The sequence below is a fragment of the Alcanivorax borkumensis SK2 genome (assembly GCF_000009365.1).
GTDB lineage: Bacteria > Pseudomonadota > Gammaproteobacteria > Pseudomonadales > Alcanivoracaceae > Alcanivorax > Alcanivorax borkumensis.
This window is the reverse complement of record NC_008260.1, coordinates 1,383,554-1,403,236: the sequence shown is the minus strand read 5'-3', so window position 1 is coordinate 1,403,236 and position 19,683 is coordinate 1,383,554. Positions and strand designations below refer to the sequence as shown.

Here is a 19,683-nt window from a genome sequence, read left to right as displayed (position 1 = left end):
AGGGGAATTGCCCGCTTGATCAAGCGGGCATCGAGGGAATACGAGGACAATGATTGTCGACGATGAGAAAACAATGTGCTGTATGCGCTGCTCTCAAAACCCTGTAGCTATTACTCAGGCAGCTTAACCACGACCCGCCCGCGAACTCCTCCAGCCAGAATGCGATCCACCCAATCGGTCACCCCAGAAAGCTCCGTTTGCGCCGCTTCCAGCAGTGAAAGGTCTTTCGGCATCCATTCATCCGCCAGTAACTGCCACATTTGCTGCTTAATTTCACAGGGTAATTCAACGCTATCTACCCCTAACAGATTTACTCCGCGCAAAATGAATGGAAAAACCGTCATCTCAAGCTTGGGAGAACCGGCTAACCCACAGCAAGTGGCACTACCTCCGTACTTTAGACCCTTCAGAGCAGCGGCCAGCATTTCACCCCCCACGCAATCCACAGCGCCCGACCACTGCTCTTTGGCCATGGGCTTGGCGGCACTTTCCAGAAAATCATTGCGATCAATGATGCGTGATGCACCAAGCTCAGTGAGCCATTCGTGGGCGTCTGCTTTGCCACTAACGGCCACCACCTCAAAACCTAACTTAGCCAGTATCGCAACACTAATGCTGCCCACGCCACCAGTCGCGCCAGTCACCAGCACGGGCCCCTGATCCGGGTTAACGCCCGTATCCAGCAACGATTCAACACTCAAGGCTGCGGTTAGCCCTGCCGTACCAAGCAACATTGCATCGCGAGGCGCAAGGCCTTCTGGTAGCGGCACTAGCCACTCAGCCGGTACGCGGATATATTCTGCATAACCGCCATCCGTGTTCATCCCCAGATCATAGCCTGTGCAAATCACCGCATCGCCCGCACTAAAAGGCCCATCACTCGCCTCTTCAACCACGCCAACCGCATCAATGCCTGGGGTATGAGGGAATTGGCGGGTAACGCCTTTGTTGCCGGTGGCTGACAGTGCATCCTTGTAATTCAGAGACGACCATTGCACCCGTACCAATACACCGCCTTCGCCCAGCTCACTTAGCTCGCGGTCAACCAGCACGTTACTGTAACCGGCCTCGGTTTCGCGGGTCTGTAATGCCTTAAATGTCATGAGCTACTCCTTTGCAGTGTTCGGTAAAGGTACTAATGAATCTGACGTTGGCTGCCACGATGCCAAAACTTTTCCAACACCCGATGTGCCATTGCTTCTAGAGAGAAACCCAGCTTCTCACCCAGCTTACGTTTGGCTTCCCACTGTACTAGGTAGAGTGTTTGGCTGTCTTTGCGCACTTGTAACAGTTCGTCGCTGGTCATGATTTCATCGACAAGTCCCAGCTCCTTTGCTTGGCTGCCAAACCAATGTTCGCCAGTCGCAACCTTATCCAAATCGAGCCCACGGCGATTATCCCGGACGAATCCCTTGAACAATTGATGAGTCTCTTCCAGTTCTTCCTGAAATTTAGCCCGACCCTTTTCGGTATTCTCGCCCAACATGGTCATGGTGCGTTTGTACTCACCGGCAGTCATCAGTTCCACATCAATATCGTTTTTCTTCAGCAAACGGTGAAAGTTGGGAATCTGCGCGACCACACCGATCGAGCCGATAATGGCGAAGGGTGCCGCCACAATACGGTCAGCGATACAGGCCATCATATAACCTCCGCTAGCAGCCACTTGGTCCACGGCGACGGTCAGTTTGATGCCCTGGTTACGGATACGGCGCAACTGCGAGGATGCCAGCCCATAGCTGTGTACCAGACCACCCGGACTTTCCAGGCGAACCAGTACTTCGTCATCTTGGGTGGCAACCTGCAAAATGGCGGTAATCTCCCGGCGCATATGATCCACATCGCTGGCCTGTACATCACCATTGAAATCAAGCACAAACAAACGCGGCAGAATTTTGTCTTCGGTGCCGGCTTTCTTTTTTTGTTTGGCTTCAAGCTTCTCCTGTTTTCGCTTAGCCTTGTGGGCTTTTTTGCGCTGGGCTTCCGGGATAATTTCCGCCTCGAGAGACTCCTTGAGATCATCGAACTCTTCATTGAGGTGGCGGACTTTCAGTTCACCATCCTGGTCACCCTTACCACGACTCCGTGAGGCCGCCGCCGCAATGCCACCAAAAATAAACAAAATTGCCACTACGAGGGTGGCAACCTTGGCTAGAAACATGCCGTATTCCATTAAAAACGCGATCACAGTTTATCTACTCTCCAAGGGGCCTGGCGCCCAGCGCCAGTCAATTCACGGAAATCGAACTCTGGCTGATTCTACATAAGCCAGAGCCATTGCGGTAATCAGAGGGAATTAAAGGTCGAGCAAAACACAGGTTACCGGGAAAGAAGCATCAATCCCAACCGGCGATCGCCTTTTGTGCACTGCCGTTCATAGGACGGGCCACGAGCCCTGTGGGCGCCACGGTAACTTCAAACAGAGCGCCATCTGCCATCGGCAGATAAGCCGCGCTACCGTAACGAGCATCGATAATCAGGCCCCAGCCTTTTTTTGCCAGCAGCCACACATCCAGGCCTACTGGATCACGATGCAAGCTGTAGACGGTACGGTCCCGGGAACGCTCGTCTTCAAGGGCATAATAACGGCCCTGCATCCGATCCAGTTGGTAGCCGGGCTTCAGGCCAAGCAGGCTAAAGGGCATCTTCCACTTGATAATGCGAGCATCCAGTTGCCACTGATCCCCTTTCAGACGAAACTCTTCCGAACTCCCATCCGTGCGGGTTACCGTAGCAATAAACGACTGATCGCCCGACTCCCGGAAGCTCACCGTGGCTACGGACACTTCCTGAGCATATTCCTTATAGCCATAGAGATTGAGCGCGAACACGCTCATATAGATAGCCAGCACCACCAACAACAGGCCGGCTGTGCCTTTCAACCATTGCAGCACCCATTTTTGCCGCAGCAGAATCCACGCCCCTATCAATACCAAAAGTAGACTGAAAACGATTAGCACCAAGGGAGCTAAAGTGTAATTCATGCTTACGTCCTTCTAAAAACGTGCGATCCATTGGTCAATCAACAAACGGGCAATAGTTCCCACCGGTGGAACCATGGGCAGATCCTGATAATGAAACCAAGCTGCATCGACGATTTCATCGTCATCAATGCGGATCTCTCCACCTGCATATTCAGCCATGAACCCAAGCATCAAGGAGTGGGGAAAAGGCCACGACTGGCTGTTCAAATATTCCAAGTTTTTCACCGAAATGCCGCTTTCTTCCATCACCTCCCGTGCCAAAGCTTGCTCAGCGGTTTCACCTGCCTCCATAAAGCCGGCCAGACAGGAGTAAAAGCCTTCCGGAAAACGGGCAGAACGCCCCAGCAAAGCATGCTCACCATCCGTCACCAACGTAATGATACAGGGAGTAATACGGGGATACTGAAAATAGCCGCAACCGGCACAGGTCATCGCTAAGTCGCGAGGATGTGGCTCAGTCGGTGAGCCGCATCGGCTACAAAAACGATGATTTTTGCGCCAGCTTAGAAACTGTAAGGCCCTGCTCGCCATGGAAAATTCGGCGTCATTTAAGGTGGCACCGATAAGTCTGCGCAACGGAACACGCTGTAACCGGCCATCATCAAATTCATGGCAGGCAAATTCACAGACATAACAAGGCTGGCCATCCAGAAAACCCAAGAAGTGATAATCAGGATGCTGCCGAAGCCACTTGGCAGGCAGTTCTGGGAACGGCCTATCCACATGTGCGCAGATCAACACATCCTGCTCATGAATGATATAACAGCGAGCGCTTTCTGCGTCTTGGGATTCCGGTGAAGAAAGGTCAATCATGGCTGTCTCTATTGCGATGGGCTCAAACACCCTTTGACACGGGAAAGCCTAATACATTCATGCTTTGCTCAGCCACCTCCAGAACACCATCACCAATGGGCTTTTGCTCTTCCATACTTTCCAAGTAGTAGTCCACCCCGGTCAGGGCATCGGCCAGGGTTTCCATGTTTTCATGGGTCGGCACTTGGTCACCACTGAGCAACCGGTTACTGATATATTTGTGACAAGCTTCGGTCACCGCCTTGGCACGATCCAGTTCTAAGAACATTAACCCCCCCGCAATGGAAGCGAACGTCCCGGGGAGATTAGACAGATGCATAGCATCCCAGTTGTTATCCATGAACGAGGAAATAGAGCGTTTAGCCAGCGCCAGACCAGCACGGCACTCGCCCACCACTGTCATGCGAGCGTCATTTAACTGATACAGGGAAATACGGCTATTGTTTGCTGAGCGATGCACATCATTTTCAGGGTTAATGCTTCGCTCTAGACCCGCAACCACATTTTCTACAATCAGTAGATCATCCACCAGCGCATGGAACGCCTCCCCTTCAACGTTCTGATCAGGCGCCCAGCGAGCCACGTCCTGTGCGCGCTGTTTGATAGCACGGGATTCTTTATCTTTATTGATCATATCCAGGGTGCTACCCAGACGATTCAGGCTTGCCGCCACCGACTCATAATTAGTGTCCGCCACCCCCTGGGAGGCCAAATCCAGGCTCTCTTTCAAATCGGCAATTTCATCACGCATAGCACTGGCCACAGAACGAGTCACCGATCCGCTGGCGCCCGTCATGAATAACAACTCTCGCTGCAAAACAACATCATTCACTTCAGATTTCAAACCGAAAGCTTGCTTAACGTTACCGATCACACCGCTGTTCTGTGCGGACAACGAAACGATATAGAGGCTTTCCTTGATCAACAGTAACGGAGCGTCTTCCGTCACTGCCTGATCACCACTGTAGACCAGCTTTTTCAACTGGCGGTCATACTGTGACAGCAGCGCTTTTCGGGCCGGAGTGATCGCCATCTGGTCGCGGTACATGGCCGTTAACGCTGCCTGGGACACCCACAGAAAGCGACTTAAACCACATTGTCCTGCGGCATGATCCAGCCGTACCAGGGCCCGGGCCATCAGCTTTAGGTTAGTGCGGTTAGTTTGGCCACGAAGCATCCCAAGCAGCCCGACCTGGTACATATGCCGAAAGCGTCGCGCCAGGTCGGACAATTCACTAACGGTCATGCTCCGTTGCGGAGCTTGAGGTACACGTTGATGGGATAAATCGGCATAGAAGAAGTGACTTTCCTGGATCAGGCCCTTGCCAGCGGCCCGTCGCAGCTCATTAATGCCACCAATTAACAGTGCCGGTAACGTGCGGTTCTTCAATTGCACGTAATCGAAATAACGGGTAAGCAGAACGATCGCGTGGCTCAACGCCTGAATACGGGCGTCAGAGCATTTTTCTTGTAACTCCCGCGCGGCCAGCGCCATTTCTTCACTCATCAACGCCGCCGCAGGCAGCTCAACAAGCTGGCAGATACCTCGAAGTTGCTGAAAAGCTTGCGCACAATGCTGCAACTCATCTTGACGACTATGGTCATCAGAAAACGTTTCAAGCTGTGTTTCTGCTTCAGTCAGGGTGGCATCTAGGGCTTCTTTGAGAAAAGTCAGGGAGGTGGTATTTGTTATGGCAACCATGGACTCTCCGCAAGCACCAAACTGTTATTATCATCGAGGCTGTCCCGTAAAGTACGCAACCCCCGGTTATACCCGCAACATTCAATTTAAGATTGTAAAACAAGCTGTATCAACTTTTGCACGCAATTAAAGACTGCATCAACTTTCATTTGTAAACAACTGATTTATTGATGTTTTGTTAACCTGGCCACACTACTCTAGACGACTATATGCGATTCACCAGCGCCTAGACCAGCCGGTTACGCCAATCTCTCCATTGATCTAGGACAAATTGCCCAACTGTTTATCCTGTACTGAGACATAGCAAGTCCTTATTATTGCCGCGCCCAGCTCCTGCCACTCCGCGCACAGCCAGGGCACACCTCTACCATTCGCCGTTCAGCAGGAACTCGTAATGTCAGCCACGCTAGGCCGCGCCTTTGTTCAGAACTTCCTGGGGCAGGCTCCTGCCTGGTACAAGTACACCATCGTCGCCTTTCTGCTTATCAACCCGTTGGTCGCCCTGACACTGGGCCCGGTAACCGCAGGCTGGCTACTGCTCGCCGAATTCATCTTCACACTGGCCATGGCACTCAAGTGCTATCCGTTACAGCCTGGCGGGCTACTGGCTATTGAAGCGGTAATGATCGGCTTGACCTCCGCAGAAACAGTGCTACATAAGGTAGTCGGCAACATTGAAGTAATGTTGCTGCTGATCTTTATGGTCGCCGGTATCTACTTCCTTAAAGATTTACTGCTGTTCATGTTCACCCGCATTCTGCTCGGCGTTAAATCCAAGGTCACGCTGAGCCTGCTGTTCTGTGCCGCTGCGGCCTTGCTGTCTGCTTTTCTGGATGCATTAACGGTTACCGCCGTGGTGATTGCCGTATGCACCGGTTTTTACGGCATTTACCACAAGGTGGCTTCCGGTAAAACGTTCCAGCAAAAACATGACCATGGTGACGACACCACGGTGGAAGAATTGCACCGTGAAGACCTGCGCCGCTTTCGGTCATTCCTGCGCAGCCTGCTAATGCACGCCGCCGTCGGTACCGCTCTGGGCGGCGTCTGCACGCTAGTGGGTGAACCCCAAAACCTGCTAATCGCCAATAAGGCCGGCTGGGAATTCGGTGAATTCTTCCTGCGCATGGCGCCCATTACCCTACCAGTACTGGTGATGGGCTTCTTCACCTGTGCTTTCCTGGAATTCAGCGGCAGCTTCGGCTACGGCGAGGATATCCCTGAAAAAGTCCGCGGCATTATGCGCCAGTACGCCCTGGAGCAGGACCGCAAACGCACCCCACAAAATCGCGCCGCCTTGGTTATTCAGGCGATCACCGCTGTTTGGCTAGTCATCGGCTTGGCCACCCATGCTGCCTCCGTTGGTTTAGTAGGGCTCACTGTAATCATCCTCGCCACTTCATTCACTGGGATCATCGAAGAGCATCGTTTGGGCGCCGCGTTTGAGGAAGCCCTGCCTTTCACCGCCCTGCTCACGGTATTCTTCGCGGTGGTAGCAGTGATTGCTGACCAGCAGCTTTTCGCGCCGGTGATTGAATACGTGCTCTCTTTGGAGAAGCAGGTGCAGGGACCCGCGTTCTACATGGCTAACGGCATACTCTCGGCAGTGTCCGATAACGTCTTTGTGGCAACCGTCTATGTGGATGAAGTGGGTCAAGCGTTGCTGAAGAATGAAATTGACCGCGATACTTTCGACCTGCTGGCTGTAGCCATTAACACCGGCACCAACATCCCCTCTGTGGCCACGCCAAACGGTCAGGCGGCATTCCTGTTCCTGCTAACTTCAGCGCTGGCGCCGTTGGTGCGGTTATCCTATGGACGCATGGTGATCATGGCCCTGCCTTATACCATCGTGATGTCAATTACCGGCCTGGTCATGACCGCCACGGTGCTTGAACCTGCCACTGACTACCTGTACGAAAATGGCTGGATTCAGCATCATCAGGTGGAAGATCTTCAAGAAACGCCGCTAATCCCAGGGCACTGATTGCCCTGGGAACCCCGATGTGAAATGGGGATGGCGAAGAAACGTGCTAGTTGGGTGGGCTCGAGCCCGTAGGCCCTGCACAGACGGCAGATTAACTATTGCAGGGGCGTATCGCTATTTTGCCCAAGGCTCTGCCAAACCGTGGGCACCCCATTCTTTTTCGCAATAGCGGCCAGCTTGTTGCGGTGACGTTGTTGTTCATTCTCACTGGCACGCACCACACAAAGCGGGACGCGATCGGCACTCAAGCGCCTGATGGTCTCTGCTGCGGCGCCACCGCCCCGCTCACTGCTATCGTTGCCGCCCGAAAAAAGGCGAGTTTGCCCCCCGGTCATGGCAAGATAAACGTCTGCTAGAATCTCCGCATCCAATAGGGCTCCGTGCAATTCACGGTGCCCGTTTTCCACGAAATAACGGCGACATAGAGCATCAAGGCTATTCTTCTGCCCTGGGTGTTTCTGCCGCGCCATGACCAGTGTATCCAGCACCCCGCAACGCTGCTCAATGGTCCCATAGCGTGTGCCAAGCCGGCGCAACTCATGGTTGAGAAAACCCACATCGAAAGGGGCGTTGTGAATAACCAATTCAGCGCCATCTACAAACGCCAAAAATTCATCAACCACTTTGTCAAACGTAGGCTTGTCCGCCAAGAACTCGCTACTGATACCGTGAACCGCCAATGCCCCCGCATCGATTTCCCGCTCAGGGTTCAGGTACAGGTGCAGGCTATTTCCAGTAAGGCGGCGATTTTCCATCTCCACACAACCAATTTCGATCACCCGGTGCCCGTCATTCGGCTCAAGACCTGTGGTTTCCGTATCCAATACAACCTGACGCATTAGCTAGCTTGCCCCTGCTTGTGTTTCATTTCATCAATCCCCCGGTTAGCCAGCGCGTCAGCGCGCTCGTTACCTGGGTGGCCACTGTGTCCCTTGACCCACTGCCAGTCGATGTCGTGGCGTTGCACTGCCGCATCTAGGCGCTGCCATAAGTCAACGTTCTTTACAGGCTGCTTGGATGCCGTTTTCCAGCCTCGCTTTTTCCAGTTCGCCATCCACTGTGTAATGCCATCCATCACGTACTTTGAATCCGTGGTCAAGACCACCTGACAGGGCGTGTTGAGCGTTTCAAGCGCGACAATCGCCGCCATCAGTTCCATACGATTGTTGGTGGTTTCCGGCTCACCGCCGAATAACTCTTTCTCCTTATCACCATAGAGAAGAATAGCGCCCCAACCACCCGGACCGGGATTACCACGGCAAGCGCCGTCAGTGTAGATAATCACATTTTTCAAAGACTCAAGGCTCCCTGTTCTGTTGGCCCCAGCGGGCCACTGGTACTGGCACCACAGCATTGCGCGGCACTCTGCGTTGTCGGCTGGCCAACGGACGAACAACACCCGCCCGCTTCCTCGCCACCAGGAGGTACGTATTACCGTGGCGAGGCCATAAATAGCGACCCAGCCAGTCAAGCATCCGCACTCGACTGCGACCACGGTCGGACAACGGCATAGTATAGAAGCCACTGGCCATACCATCGACCTCAAATCCTAGAACCTGCAACCAATCCGTTAAGCGGTTGGGCCGGTAGTAGCGCCCCATCCAACCCGGTGACTTCCACCAAAGCAGCCAGCGTGCCAATCCCATAATACTGAGTGGATGAAAGCCAATGATCGCTATCTTCCCGCCGGGAGCCATACAGCGGGCAGCCTCACGTAATACCTGATGAGGGTCAGCGGAGAAGTCCATGGTATGGTGAAGCAACAACACATCTACACTATTTTTTGCAATCGGCAGTAAATCCAGCCGTGAATATAGCTTCACACCGGTAAAACCGGGTGGCGCAATACTGGTTTGCCAACGCAACGGCGATTCGGACATAAGATCACGACCGCCGCTAGAATAAACCGCCACCGCGCGCTGCCCAGCTTGACTGCGAAGCCAATCAGTCAGCATGGCCTTTTCGTCATTCAACAACGCCTGCCCCGGCTCACTGTCTAGCCATTCATCAAAGCCTCTGCCCAATTCACCGGAAGAGGTATTAAACGAAATACGGTTGAGTGGAGGTAGCTGCATGGCGGACAATCTCTTCATTCATGAATGTTAATTCATGCTTATAAAGCACCGAACCCGTGCAGAATCTATAGCACGTAAACAGGAGCGTAACACACATGACAGCCAGCCCTATCGCCATCCCTGCTTTCAATGACAACTACATTTGGGCGTTTCACCAACAAGATCAATGTGTGGTGGTCGACCCCGGTGACGCAGAACCTGTAGAGCGTTATTTGCGCGAGAACGGCCTGTCTCTATCCGCTCTGCTGATTACACACCATCACCCCGATCATGTCGGCGGTGTCGCAGCGCTTACCAAACACCGCGACATCCCAGTCTACGGCCCCGCAAAGGAATCCATTCCGGCCATGAGCCACCCTCTGCACGAAGGCGATACCATCACCCCGGCGGGTACAGATCTAGCGTTCACCATCATGGAGGTTCCAGGCCACACCCTCGGACACATCGCCTTCATCAACGACTCACACGGTTGGTTATTCAGCGGAGACACCCTATTTGCCGGGGGCTGTGGCCGCCTATTCGAAGGAACGGCAGCGCAGATGTTCCATTCACTTGAGCGCTTAGCTGCCCTGCCCGAAGCCACTCTTGTATTTTGTGCTCACGAATACACACAGGCCAACCTGACATTCGCTGCCGCTGTAACCCCAAATGATTCAGCGGTTCAAACACGCCTTCAAGCAGTCACCGAACTGCGTAAAAAAGGTAAAATTACGCTGCCTTCCACCCTCGCCGAAGAGAAAGCCACCAATCCCTTTTTACGCAGTGATAACGAAGAGGTGAAAGCGTCCTGTCAACGCCATGAGCCCGGATGCGGAGAATCTGATATTCAGTGTTTTGCAGCCTTGCGTCGCTGGAAGGATAACGCTTAGCGTCGCATCCTTGCCGTATCGTCTTTGCGACGCCAGAATGCATCAAATTCTTAGCGTTGTTCATAATTATGAAACACATTATTCCTTTGGCCTTTTTATTTGGCTTGGGGGCTCTCGGTGGCTGTGCCACCAATGACTCCCTAGAAAATCTCCCTCCCATGCCGGCCGCTAAGCCCTCTGTGGATGACCTAAAATTGGGCAACGGCATGGATGAACCGGCCCCAGTGGACGACAAAAATAAGCAGGCAATACAGGCAACAGATAATGACGATCTATGGGCGCGACTACGTGCCGGCTACGGATTGGATCTGAACATAGAAAACGATCGCATTCGCGTGCAGCGCGAATGGTACGCTCGCCATCCTCAATACTTCACTCGTGTCACTAGGCGCTCTGAGCGTTACCTACACTACATTATCGAACAGGCTGAGGCTCGTGACATGCCACTGGAGTTGGCATTGCTTCCCATCGTGGAAAGTGCCTTCGACCCCTTTGCCTATTCCCATGGCCGTGCTGCGGGCCCTTGGCAATTCATTCCCTCCACCGGCGATTATTTCGGTATGCAGCGCACTTGGTGGGAAGACCAACGCCGCGACATTCTTAAGTCCACCAACGCTGCGTTGGATTACTTACAAAAACTTTCCAGCCGTTTCGACGGTGACTGGCTGCTGGCACTAGCCTCTTACAATGCCGGTGGCGGCACCATTTCCCGGGCTATCCGACACAATGAAGAAGCAGGGAAACCCACCGACTTCTGGAACCTGAATCTGCCGCGCGAAACCACTGCCTATGTGCCTAAGCTGCTCGCAATCGCACAAATTATAGGAGACCCGGACACCTATAATGTGCCCCTACACCCGATCGCCAACGAACCCTACTTCATTACAGTTAACACAGGCGGCCAGATTGATTTGGCGCAGGCCGCACGGCTAGCAGACATTTCCGTGGAAGAGCTTTACCTACTAAATCCGTCCTATAACCGTTGGGCCACCTCACCCGACGGCCCCTTCCGCTTGCTCGTCCCGGTCAATCGGGCCGAACGATTCAGGAACAAGCTGGTCCACCTCCCCAAGGATCAGCGCATGCAGTGGGGCCGTTACCAAATTCGCCCCGGTGATAATCTGGGCGCTATTGCACGCCAGTACCGCACCACCCCCCAGGTACTGCGCAATATCAACCACCTCAAGAACAACACCATTATCGCTGGCCGCACCCTGTTAATTCCCGGCCCCGCCTCCACCAACAGTAATGATAGCCTTAGCGCTGAAACACGGCTGGCCAAAACACAATCGAAACGCCCTAAAGGACGCCAACGGATCGACTACACGGTTCAATCCGGTGAGACCCTATGGGAAATTGCCCGTCGCCATAAAGTCGGCGTACCAGAGCTAGCAAAATGGAATGGAATAGCCCCTAAAGACAACCTGCGTGTGGGCCAGAGCTTGGCGGTATGGACCAAAGGCAGCCTGGCAGGCAGCCCCGCTAGCGTGCCTGCTGCCAGCAATCCTAATATGGTACGCAAAGTCCGCTATGCGATTCGTAACGGCGATTCCTTGTATGCCATTGCTGACCGCTTTAATGTATCGGTCAACGACATAAAAAGCTGGAACAACAGTGTAGCCAGCAATCAATACATACAACCTGGGCAACGGCTGACACTCTACGTTGATATTCGCCAAACGCACTAAACTTACTTTTGCCTTTCTGGGCCTACTGCTCGGCGTGATATGCCACGCCGAGCCTACCCGTAGCCACGGTTACCATCCATTCGGCAGTCTCAAGTACCCCGTCGATTTCCAGCATCTCAATTACGTTAACCCCGGCGCTCCGAAAGGTGGCACCCTGCGCCTGTTTGGCCAGGGGACCTTCGACAGCCTGAACCCTTACATTCTCAAAGGGCGAAGCCCTGCTGACACCCCAGGCATTCAAATGTATGGGGTCACCGAAATTGCTGACAGCCTGTTGATGGGAAGCCAGCCCCATAATCCATTGGGCGATGAAGCTGGAGCAGCTTACGGCTTGATTGCTGACTGGCTGGAATATCCAGAGGATCGCAGCTGGTGCATCTTCCATATTCGTGACGAAGCACAGTTCCATGACGGTCACCCGATCCGGGCTGACGATGTGGTGTTCTCGGTAAATATTCTGCGCGAGAAAGGCCACCCGGAATTCGCTCTGCGTCTGGCGGACATTGCTAACATTGAAGCGATCGATTCACAAACGGTGAAATTTACCTTTCATCGCGGCCGTCGCGATTTGCCCTTAGTAGCCGGAGCTATTCCCATTTTGCCCCGCCACTACTGGCAACAGCATGATTTCGACAGCGCCTCACTGACCCCACCTCTGTCTAGCGGGCCTTACAAGGTCACTGAAGTGAAGGCTGGTCGGCAAGTCACCTTTACCCGGGTAAAAGACTACTGGGCCAAAGATTTACCGGTGAATCGTGGCCGTTATAATTTCGACACCGTAGAGTTCGAGTTCTACCGCGATGCTGATGTGGGTTTTGAAGCGTTTAAAGCCGGTGGCTACGATGTCCATTATGATTACAGTTCCAAGCACTGGGCCACGGCTTACAAATTCTCGGCGCTGAAAGAAGGCAAAGTAAAACGGGCTAACGTCCCTCATCGTATTCCCCGTCCAGTACAAGCCTTCTTCTTTAACACCCGGCGCGCACCCTTCAATGATATTAATGTCCGACGTGCTGCCAACTTGCTGTTCGATTTTCAATGGTCCAACAAGAACCTGTTCAGCGGCGCCTATAAGCGCACACAAAGCTGGTTCCCCAACAGTGTATACAGCGCAACAACACCCGCTTCTGACGCGGAAAAAGCCCTGCTCAGCCCCTTCATCGAACAGCTCCCTGATGATTACTTCACCGCCGACATCAGCGCGCCGATTAACGATGGTAGCGGGCAGATTCGTAATCGAATGCGCGAAGCCCTGGCACTGCTGAAAGAAAGCGGCTGGAAACTGGATGGGCAAACCCTGGTTAACGCCGAAGGCCGCCCGCTACAGTTCACTGTCTTGAACTATCACAACCCCGGCATATACCGCATTCTTGCGCCCTGGTTTCGTAATCTGAAACGGCTGGGCATTGAGGCCCAATACCGTGAAATTGATCCTGCCGCCTACAAGCAGCGCCTGGACACCTTCGATTACGATGTAGTGCTTTTTGTACTTCCCGTTCAGGCGTACCCGGGGCCGGAACTGAAAGACTATTTTGCGTCGGCCAGCGCCAAGGTCGTCGGCAGCCGGAACTTGGCTGGCATCCGTAATCCGGTGGTGGACTTTCTTGTCGAGCATGCACTCAGCACGGACAATGAAACCGATTACCGACTTAGCTTGCAGGCGTTGGATCGTATGTTGCGCTACCAGCAGTACGGGGTCTTGAACTACTATATCAACGACCATCGTATTGCCTGGTGGGACAAGTTTGCCCGCCCGCCGGAACCAATTCCCTATGGGCTGGGTCTGGACACTTGGTGGTTTAAACAATAACAAGGAGTCTTTATGGCCGTTAACCGCAGCCTGCTGCGAGGGCTATTGGTGGGTTTGTGCGCTCTTTCCGGCCTGGCACATGCCGATATTCACCGCAGCCACGCCATGGCCATGCATGGCACCCCAAAATATTCGGCAAATTTTCAGCACCTGGATTATGTGAATCCGGAGGCGCCCAAAGGCGGAATATTACGCCGTCACGTCATCGGTACGTTCGACAGCCTCAACCCTTTTGTGCCTAAAGGCACCGCCGCCGGTATAGGCTCCCTTGTCTATGACACCCTTACCGCCCGCGCCGAGGACGAACCCTTTACCCAGTATGGCTTATTGGCCAAAACCATCGAATGGCCCAGCGACCGTAGCTGGGTACGCTTTCATCTGAACCCAAAAGCCACCTTCAGCGACGGTAAACCGGTGCAGGCCAGCGATGTGGTGTGGACCTTCAACACACTGATCAATGACGGCGCGCCCTTCTACAGTTTTTATTACAGTGGTGTCGACCACGTTACCGCCGATGACCCACACACCGTGACTTTCCACTTCAAGCCCGGTGACAACCGTGAGCTGGCACTGATCATTGGTCAGCTTCCTGTTCTACCCGAACACGTATGGGAAACCCGTGATTTTACCAATGCCGGCCTGGAAAAACCGATTGGCTCCGGCCCCTATGCCGTCAGTAAAGTGGATACTGGAAAAAAAATCACCTACCAACGCCGCCAGGATTACTGGGCCAAAGACCTGCCCATCATCCGCGGCCGCAATAACTTCGATACGATTTCTTTCGATTATTTCCTGGATGACACCGTTGCCCTGCAAGCATTCAAGCGTGGCGATTATGATTGGCGCTTCGAGATCAGCTCAAAGAACTGGGCCACCAGCTACAAGGGCAAAGCCTTTGACGAGGGCCAGCTGGTTAAGGAAGAGGTTCCCCACTCAAACCCGGCAGGAATGCAGGGGATCGTCTATAACCTGCGCAATCCGCTATTTCAGGATATTGCTCTGCGTGAGGCCATGACCTACGCACTGGATTTCGAATGGTCCAATGCCAACTTGTTTTATGGCCAGTACAACCGCACGCGCAGTTATTTCCAGAACTCTGATATGGCCGCCACCGGCCTACCCTCCGAAGCGGAATTGAAACTACTTGAACCGCTACGCGACGAGATTCCCGAGCGTGTTTTCACGGAAAGCTACCAACCGCCGAAAAGTGATGGCAGCGGCCGCCCACGAGCCAATCTGGCGCGAGCCCAAACGTTGTTGAAAAAAGCAGGCTACCAAATCAGCGACGGTCAATTGCACACCCCAAACGGCGCGCCAGTAAGCTTCCAGATAATGCTGCATCAGCCCGCATTTGAACGCATTCTTCTGCCGTTTGCTCGCAATCTGAAAGCACTGGGCATTGATGCACAGGTAGTCAAGGTAGACACTAGCCAATACGTAGAGCGCATTCGTAACTTCAACTTCGACATGGTGGTCAGCTCCTTTGCCCAATCTTCCTCCCCGGGCAATGAGCAACTGGAGTATTGGGGCAGCAAAGCCGCCAAAGACCCCAGCAGCCGCAACATCATCGGTATCCAGAATCCAGCCGTGGACACATTGGTTAATGCCATTGTCACCGCCACCACGCGCGACCAGTTGGTTATCGCCAGCCGTGCCCTGGATCGGGTACTGCAATGGAATTTCTATGTGATCCCAAATTGGTATGCGGACCACCATCGCCTATCTTATCGCAGTCGCCTGAAACACCCACCCTTGCCTGAATACGTTGGCATTGATGGTGCCATCGACACCTGGTGGGATAGCAACGCGCAATGATGCGACTTTATATTGCCAAACGTTTGCTGCTCATCATCCCCACCCTGTTCGGCATTCTATTACTGAACTTTGTGGTGGTGCAGGCTGCCCCCGGTGGCCCAGTGGAAAAAACCCTGGCGGAATTGCAGGGCATTGGCGGGGGCGCTGGCGGCAGTTTTGCGGGTGGCAGCGTGGATACACTCAGTAGTGGTGGCGACTACCGAGGTTCCAAAGGCCTTCCGCCGGAACTGGTAGAACGAATTCAAAAACTCTATGGCTTTGATAAACCGGCGCCAGAACGTTTTTGGCTGATGGTGAAAAGCTACCTGAGCTTCGATTTCGGCGAATCTTACTACCGTGACCGTTCAGTAACCGAACTTATCGTCGAGCGCATACCGGTATCGCTGTCACTGGGGCTGTGGAGCACCCTGATTGCCTATATGGTTTCCATTCCCCTGGGCATTCGCAAAGCCGTGAAAGACGGATCACGTTTTGATATCTGGAGCAGCACCGCCATTGTCATCGGTTTTGCCATTCCCAGTTTCCTGCTTGGTATCCTGTTGATCGTGCTGTTTGCCGGCGGTTCTTACTTTGAATGGTTCCCCCTGCGGGGCCTCACCTCGGATAATTTTGAGCAACTGAGTCTGTTTGGCAAAGTGACTGATTATCTGTGGCATATCACCTTACCTACCTTCGCGATCGTCGCTGGCAGTTTTGCCACCCTGACCATGCTGACGAAAAATTCTTTCATGGATGAAATTCGCAAACAGTACGTGCAAACCGCTCGAGCCAAAGGGCTAAGCGAAAAACAGGTGTTGTACGGCCATGTTTTTCGCAACGCCATGTTGATCATTATCGCCGGCTTCCCCGCGGCCTTTGTGGGCATGTTTTTCACCGGAGTACTGCTTATCGAGTTTATTTTTTCCCTCGACGGCCTTGGCCTGCTCGGCTTCGAGTCAGTGATTAACCGGGACTACCCGGTGGTGTTTGGCACCCTGTTTATCTTCACACTGATTGGCTTGTTGCTGAAATTGGTCAGCGACCTGACCTACATGTGGGTGGACCCGCGCATTGATTTTGAGCGGAGGCAGAGCTAATGGCCTTTAGCAACCCGCTCACGCGCAACCCGGTCTGGCAACGCCAGTGGCAGGCGTTTCGTTCAAACAAACGCGGCTATTGGGCGCTATGGATTTTTGTCACCCTGTTTGTCATCAGCCTCGGTGCCGAGCTGATTGCCAACGAAAAGCCGCTACTGGTCAGCTACGATAACGAATTCTACGTTCCCGTCTTCAATACCTATCCGGAAACCACCTTTGGCGGTTTTTTCGAATCGGAAACCAATTATCGCGACCCAGTCGTCAAAGAACTGATTAACGATAAGGGCTGGATGCTGTGGCCACCGGTTCGCTACAGCTATAACACCATCAATTATGATCTGGCGGTGCCAGCACCGGCCCCACCATCAGCCGAAAACTGGCTCGGCACAGATGATCAAGGCCGTGATGTATTGGCAGGCTTGATTTACGGCTTTCGTATTTCTGTCCTATTTGGGTTGGTATTGACCATCCTTTCCAGCATCGTCGGCATTATTGTCGGGGCAATTCAAGGCTACTATGGCGGCTGGCTGGATCTGGCCGGCCAGCGTTTTCTGGAAATCTGGTCGAGCATGCCCACGCTGTATCTGATCATCATCATTTCCAGCTTTGTGGTACCCAGTTTCTGGACACTGCTGGTGATCCTGCTGCTATTTTCCTGGATGGCTCTGGTGGATCTGGTGCGGGCAGAATTTCTACGTTGTCGGAACATGGACTATGTCCGTGCCGCCCACGCCATGGGCGTTCGCACTCCGGTCATCATGTTCCGGCATATGCTGCCCAATGCCATGGTCGCCACTATTACTTTCCTGCCGTTTATTCTCAACAGCGCAGTGGTCACCCTCACCTCTCTTGATTTCATCGGCTTCGGCATGCCGCCAGATGCACCTTCGCTGGGTCGACTGGTCGGCCAGGGAAAAGCCAACCTGCATGCCCCCTGGTTAGGCATCAGCGTCTTCGCCACTCTCACGTTGATGCTGACTTTGCTGGTATTTATCGGTGAAGCCATTCGCGATGCGTTCGACACAAGGAAGTTTCTGCAATGAGTCTGTTACGCATCGAAGGGCTGAGTATTCGTTTTGCCGGTCAGCTTGCCGTTGATGACATGTCGCTGGAACTCCATCCCGGCCGTATGCTGGCGCTGGTGGGCGAGTCTGGTTCCGGAAAATCCCTCACTGCCCTGTCGGTGATGGATCTGCTGCCGGAAAACGCACAGTGGCAGGCTGAAAGCCTGCAACTGGATGGCACCGATCTACAGTCACTCAACCGCGAACAGAAACGTAAACTGCGTGGTGGCCGTATCGGCATGATTTTCCAGGAACCGCTGACCGCCCTCAATCCATTACATACGGTAGAGAAACAAATCAGCGAAAGTCTGTTCGTCCATCAGGGCATGAGCAAGCAGCGGGCCCGCGAGCGCTGCCTGACGCTGTTGGAACATGTCGAGCTACCCGCCACAGCCGATATGCTGAGCCGCTATCCGCACCAACTTAGCGGCGGCCAGCGGCAAAGGGTCATGATCGCCATGGCACTGGCTAATGAACCTCAGATACTCATCGCCGATGAGCCAACCACCGCCCTGGATGTAACGGTACAAGAAACCATTCTCGATCTGATCAAACGCTTACAGAAAGAATTGAATCTTTCCATACTATTGATCAGCCACGACTTAGGTGTAGTCAGCCGTTTTGCCGAGGACATTGTGGTCATGCATAACGGCAAGCGTGTGGAATCTGGCCCCACCGAGACGGTATTAAGCCAACCAACACAGGATTATACCCGTCACCTTATCGAGGCGGAGCCACAGGGGCGCGCCAAGCCATTGCCCGATGGCACCCCCGTGCTGCTGAGTGCCACCAACATTGCCGTCACTTTCAAGGGCAAGCGCCAGTCTCTGTTCACGCCACCAAGCCTGCTACACGCGGTAGACCACATCAATCTTACCCTGCGCGAGGGTGAAACCCTGGGTATCGTTGGTGAATCTGGCTCAGGTAAATCGACCCTGGCCCTGGCTTTACTGCGCTTGATCAAGAGTGACGGTGACATTGACATGAATGGCACTGATATTCGCGCCCTCTCTCGCACAGGATTACGGCAATGGCGCAGCCATTTTCAAGTGGTATTCCAGGACCCCTATGGCAGCCTCAACCCGCGCATGACAGTAGGCCAAATCGTCGCCGAAGGCTTGGCCGTTCACGCTCCAGAGCTGAGGAGTACAGAGCGGGAAAATCGTGTCTGCCGCATTCTCGAGGAGGTCGGGTTGCCCATTACCGTTCGTCACCGTTACCCCCATGAGTTTTCTGGCGGGCAACGCCAGCGCATTGCCATTGCCCGTGCGCTCATCATGGAGCCTGCATTACTGGTGCTGGACGAACCCACCTCAGCGCTGGATCGCAGTGTTCAGCACCAGATACTGGAATTGCTGAAGGCACTACAACAGCGACGGGGACTCAGCTATCTGTTTATCAGCCATGATCTGAAAGTTATCCGTGCTATTTGTCACCGTGTGTTGGTGATGAAAGACGGCAAACCCGTGGAACAGGGCGATACTGAGGCCATTTTTGAAAACCCACAGCAACCGTACACCCAGACGCTGATCGATGCGGCCTTTGCCAACAGCAGGAAACAGACGGTTGCACTTTGATCGCCCTCGATCGGGCGTAATAACCGGACTAATTGCCTATAATTAGTGACAAGTTCAAAGTTGAAAGTTAAAAGCGCAGATCACATTAGCGGCAATCTGGACTACCTTCATCGTAAACCTTGCGGTAGTAGAGCTGTTTACTTCCAGGCTCGGGAATGGTTTATGCCGATAGCAAGCAAGCCAGATCGTGCTTATTAACTTTCAACTTTCAACTTTCGACTCA

Annotated in this window: 16 protein-coding genes; 8 read left to right on the top strand and 8 right to left on the bottom strand. The window is 53.5% G+C overall.

What is annotated here, in order from left to right:
- Positions 1–110 precede the first annotated feature (110 nt).
- The 5 genes from ABO_RS06370 to ABO_RS06350 form a co-directional block, all read right to left on the bottom strand.
- On the bottom strand, positions 111–1,103 hold the full coding sequence (locus tag ABO_RS06370) for a YhdH/YhfP family quinone oxidoreductase (RefSeq protein WP_011588514.1): 993 nt from the start codon (positions 1,101–1,103) through the stop codon (positions 111–113).
- A gap of 32 nt (positions 1,104–1,135) precedes the next feature.
- The gene (sohB, locus tag ABO_RS06365; protein ID WP_011588513.1) at positions 1,136–2,188 is read right to left on the bottom strand and encodes a protease SohB; all 1,053 of its coding nucleotides are present in this window, start codon (positions 2,186–2,188) and stop codon (positions 1,136–1,138) included.
- Positions 2,189–2,336: 148 nt separating this feature from the next.
- On the bottom strand, positions 2,337–2,984 hold the full coding sequence (locus ABO_RS06360) for a hypothetical protein (RefSeq protein ID WP_011588512.1): 648 nt from the start codon (positions 2,982–2,984) through the stop codon (positions 2,337–2,339).
- Between the two features lie 12 nt (positions 2,985–2,996).
- Positions 2,997–3,797 carry an NAD(+) diphosphatase gene (nudC, locus tag ABO_RS06355; protein ID WP_041704933.1) on the bottom strand — a complete coding sequence of 267 codons (801 nt, stop codon included), beginning with the start codon at positions 3,795–3,797 and terminating at the stop codon, positions 2,997–2,999.
- Between the two features lie 22 nt (positions 3,798–3,819).
- Positions 3,820–5,499, bottom strand: a complete 1,680-nt coding sequence (locus ABO_RS06350) for a hypothetical protein (protein ID WP_011588510.1) — start codon at positions 5,497–5,499, stop codon at positions 3,820–3,822.
- A gap of 394 nt (positions 5,500–5,893) precedes the next feature.
- On the opposite strand from ABO_RS06350, the gene nhaB reads away from it, so the two are divergent.
- Positions 5,894–7,486, top strand: coding sequence for a sodium/proton antiporter NhaB (gene nhaB / locus ABO_RS06345; RefSeq protein ID WP_011588509.1), 1,593 nt, complete (start codon positions 5,894–5,896; stop codon positions 7,484–7,486).
- Positions 7,487–7,581: 95 nt separating this feature from the next.
- Here the strand turns inward: nhaB and dnaQ are convergent, their stop codons facing one another.
- The 3 genes from dnaQ to ABO_RS06330 are packed head-to-tail and all read right to left on the bottom strand — an operon-like array spanning position 7,582 to position 9,561.
- Positions 7,582–8,325, bottom strand: coding sequence for a DNA polymerase III subunit epsilon (gene dnaQ / locus ABO_RS06340; protein ID WP_011588508.1), 744 nt, complete (start codon positions 8,323–8,325; stop codon positions 7,582–7,584).
- Complete coding sequence (gene rnhA / locus ABO_RS06335) at positions 8,325–8,780, bottom strand: ribonuclease HI (RefSeq protein ID WP_011588507.1); 456 nt, start codon at positions 8,778–8,780, stop codon at positions 8,325–8,327. Before rnhA ends, dnaQ begins: the two co-directional genes overlap by 1 nt.
- A 4-nt stretch (positions 8,781–8,784) precedes the next feature.
- Positions 8,785–9,561 carry a class I SAM-dependent methyltransferase gene (locus ABO_RS06330; RefSeq protein ID WP_011588506.1) on the bottom strand — a complete coding sequence of 259 codons (777 nt, stop codon included), beginning with the start codon at positions 9,559–9,561 and terminating at the stop codon, positions 8,785–8,787.
- A 95-nt stretch (positions 9,562–9,656) separates the two neighbouring features.
- Here ABO_RS06330 and gloB point away from each other — a divergent pair, with 95 nt between their 5' ends.
- The 7 genes from gloB to ABO_RS06295 all read left to right on the top strand — a co-directional run bounded on the left by gloB (position 9,657) and on the right by ABO_RS06295 (position 19,460).
- Positions 9,657–10,430 carry a hydroxyacylglutathione hydrolase gene (gene gloB / locus ABO_RS06325; RefSeq protein ID WP_011588505.1) on the top strand — a complete coding sequence of 258 codons (774 nt, stop codon included), beginning with the start codon at positions 9,657–9,659 and terminating at the stop codon, positions 10,428–10,430.
- Between the two features lie 68 nt (positions 10,431–10,498).
- Positions 10,499–12,118 carry a LysM peptidoglycan-binding domain-containing protein gene (locus ABO_RS06320; protein ID WP_011588504.1) on the top strand — a complete coding sequence of 540 codons (1,620 nt, stop codon included), beginning with the start codon at positions 10,499–10,501 and terminating at the stop codon, positions 12,116–12,118.
- Positions 12,096–13,928 carry an extracellular solute-binding protein gene (locus tag ABO_RS06315; protein ID WP_011588503.1) on the top strand — a complete coding sequence of 611 codons (1,833 nt, stop codon included), beginning with the start codon at positions 12,096–12,098 and terminating at the stop codon, positions 13,926–13,928. Before ABO_RS06320 ends, ABO_RS06315 begins: the two co-directional genes overlap by 23 nt.
- Before the next feature lie 12 nt (positions 13,929–13,940).
- Positions 13,941–15,743 (top strand): extracellular solute-binding protein, encoded by a 1,803-nt coding sequence (locus ABO_RS06310; RefSeq protein ID WP_011588502.1) that lies wholly within the window; start codon positions 13,941–13,943, stop codon positions 15,741–15,743.
- Positions 15,743–16,819 (top strand): microcin C ABC transporter permease YejB, encoded by a 1,077-nt coding sequence (locus ABO_RS06305; RefSeq protein ID WP_041705340.1) that lies wholly within the window; start codon positions 15,743–15,745, stop codon positions 16,817–16,819. The genes ABO_RS06310 and ABO_RS06305 overlap by 1 nt, the downstream gene beginning before the upstream one ends.
- Complete coding sequence (locus ABO_RS06300) at positions 16,819–17,862, top strand: ABC transporter permease (protein ID WP_011588500.1); 1,044 nt, start codon at positions 16,819–16,821, stop codon at positions 17,860–17,862. The genes ABO_RS06305 and ABO_RS06300 overlap by 1 nt, the downstream gene beginning before the upstream one ends.
- The gene (locus tag ABO_RS06295) at positions 17,859–19,460 is read left to right on the top strand and encodes an ABC transporter ATP-binding protein (RefSeq protein ID WP_011588499.1); all 1,602 of its coding nucleotides are present in this window, start codon (positions 17,859–17,861) and stop codon (positions 19,458–19,460) included. The genes ABO_RS06300 and ABO_RS06295 overlap by 4 nt, the downstream gene beginning before the upstream one ends.
- Positions 19,461–19,683: the final 223 nt, after the last annotated feature.

Coding starts and splice junctions, on each gene's coding strand:
- ABO_RS06370 (WP_011588514.1), bottom strand. CDS start 1,103: ATGACATTTAAGGCATTACAGACCCGCGAAACCGAGGCCGGTTACAGT.
- ABO_RS06360 (WP_011588512.1), bottom strand. CDS start 2,984: ATGAATTACACTTTAGCTCCCTTGGTGCTAATCGTTTTCAGTCTACTT.
- nudC (WP_041704933.1), bottom strand. CDS start 3,797: ATGATTGACCTTTCTTCACCGGAATCCCAAGACGCAGAAAGCGCTCGC.
- ABO_RS06350 (WP_011588510.1), bottom strand. CDS start 5,499: ATGGTTGCCATAACAAATACCACCTCCCTGACTTTTCTCAAAGAAGCC.
- nhaB (WP_011588509.1), top strand. CDS start 5,894: ATGTCAGCCACGCTAGGCCGCGCCTTTGTTCAGAACTTCCTGGGGCAG.
- dnaQ (WP_011588508.1), bottom strand. CDS start 8,325: ATGCGTCAGGTTGTATTGGATACGGAAACCACAGGTCTTGAGCCGAAT.
- ABO_RS06330 (WP_011588506.1), bottom strand. CDS start 9,561: ATGCAGCTACCTCCACTCAACCGTATTTCGTTTAATACCTCTTCCGGT.
- gloB (WP_011588505.1), top strand. CDS start 9,657: ATGACAGCCAGCCCTATCGCCATCCCTGCTTTCAATGACAACTACATT.
- ABO_RS06320 (WP_011588504.1), top strand. CDS start 10,499: ATGAAACACATTATTCCTTTGGCCTTTTTATTTGGCTTGGGGGCTCTC.
- ABO_RS06310 (WP_011588502.1), top strand. CDS start 13,941: ATGGCCGTTAACCGCAGCCTGCTGCGAGGGCTATTGGTGGGTTTGTGC.
- ABO_RS06305 (WP_041705340.1), top strand. CDS start 15,743: ATGCGACTTTATATTGCCAAACGTTTGCTGCTCATCATCCCCACCCTG.
- ABO_RS06300 (WP_011588500.1), top strand. CDS start 16,819: ATGGCCTTTAGCAACCCGCTCACGCGCAACCCGGTCTGGCAACGCCAG.
- ABO_RS06295 (WP_011588499.1), top strand. CDS start 17,859: ATGAGTCTGTTACGCATCGAAGGGCTGAGTATTCGTTTTGCCGGTCAG.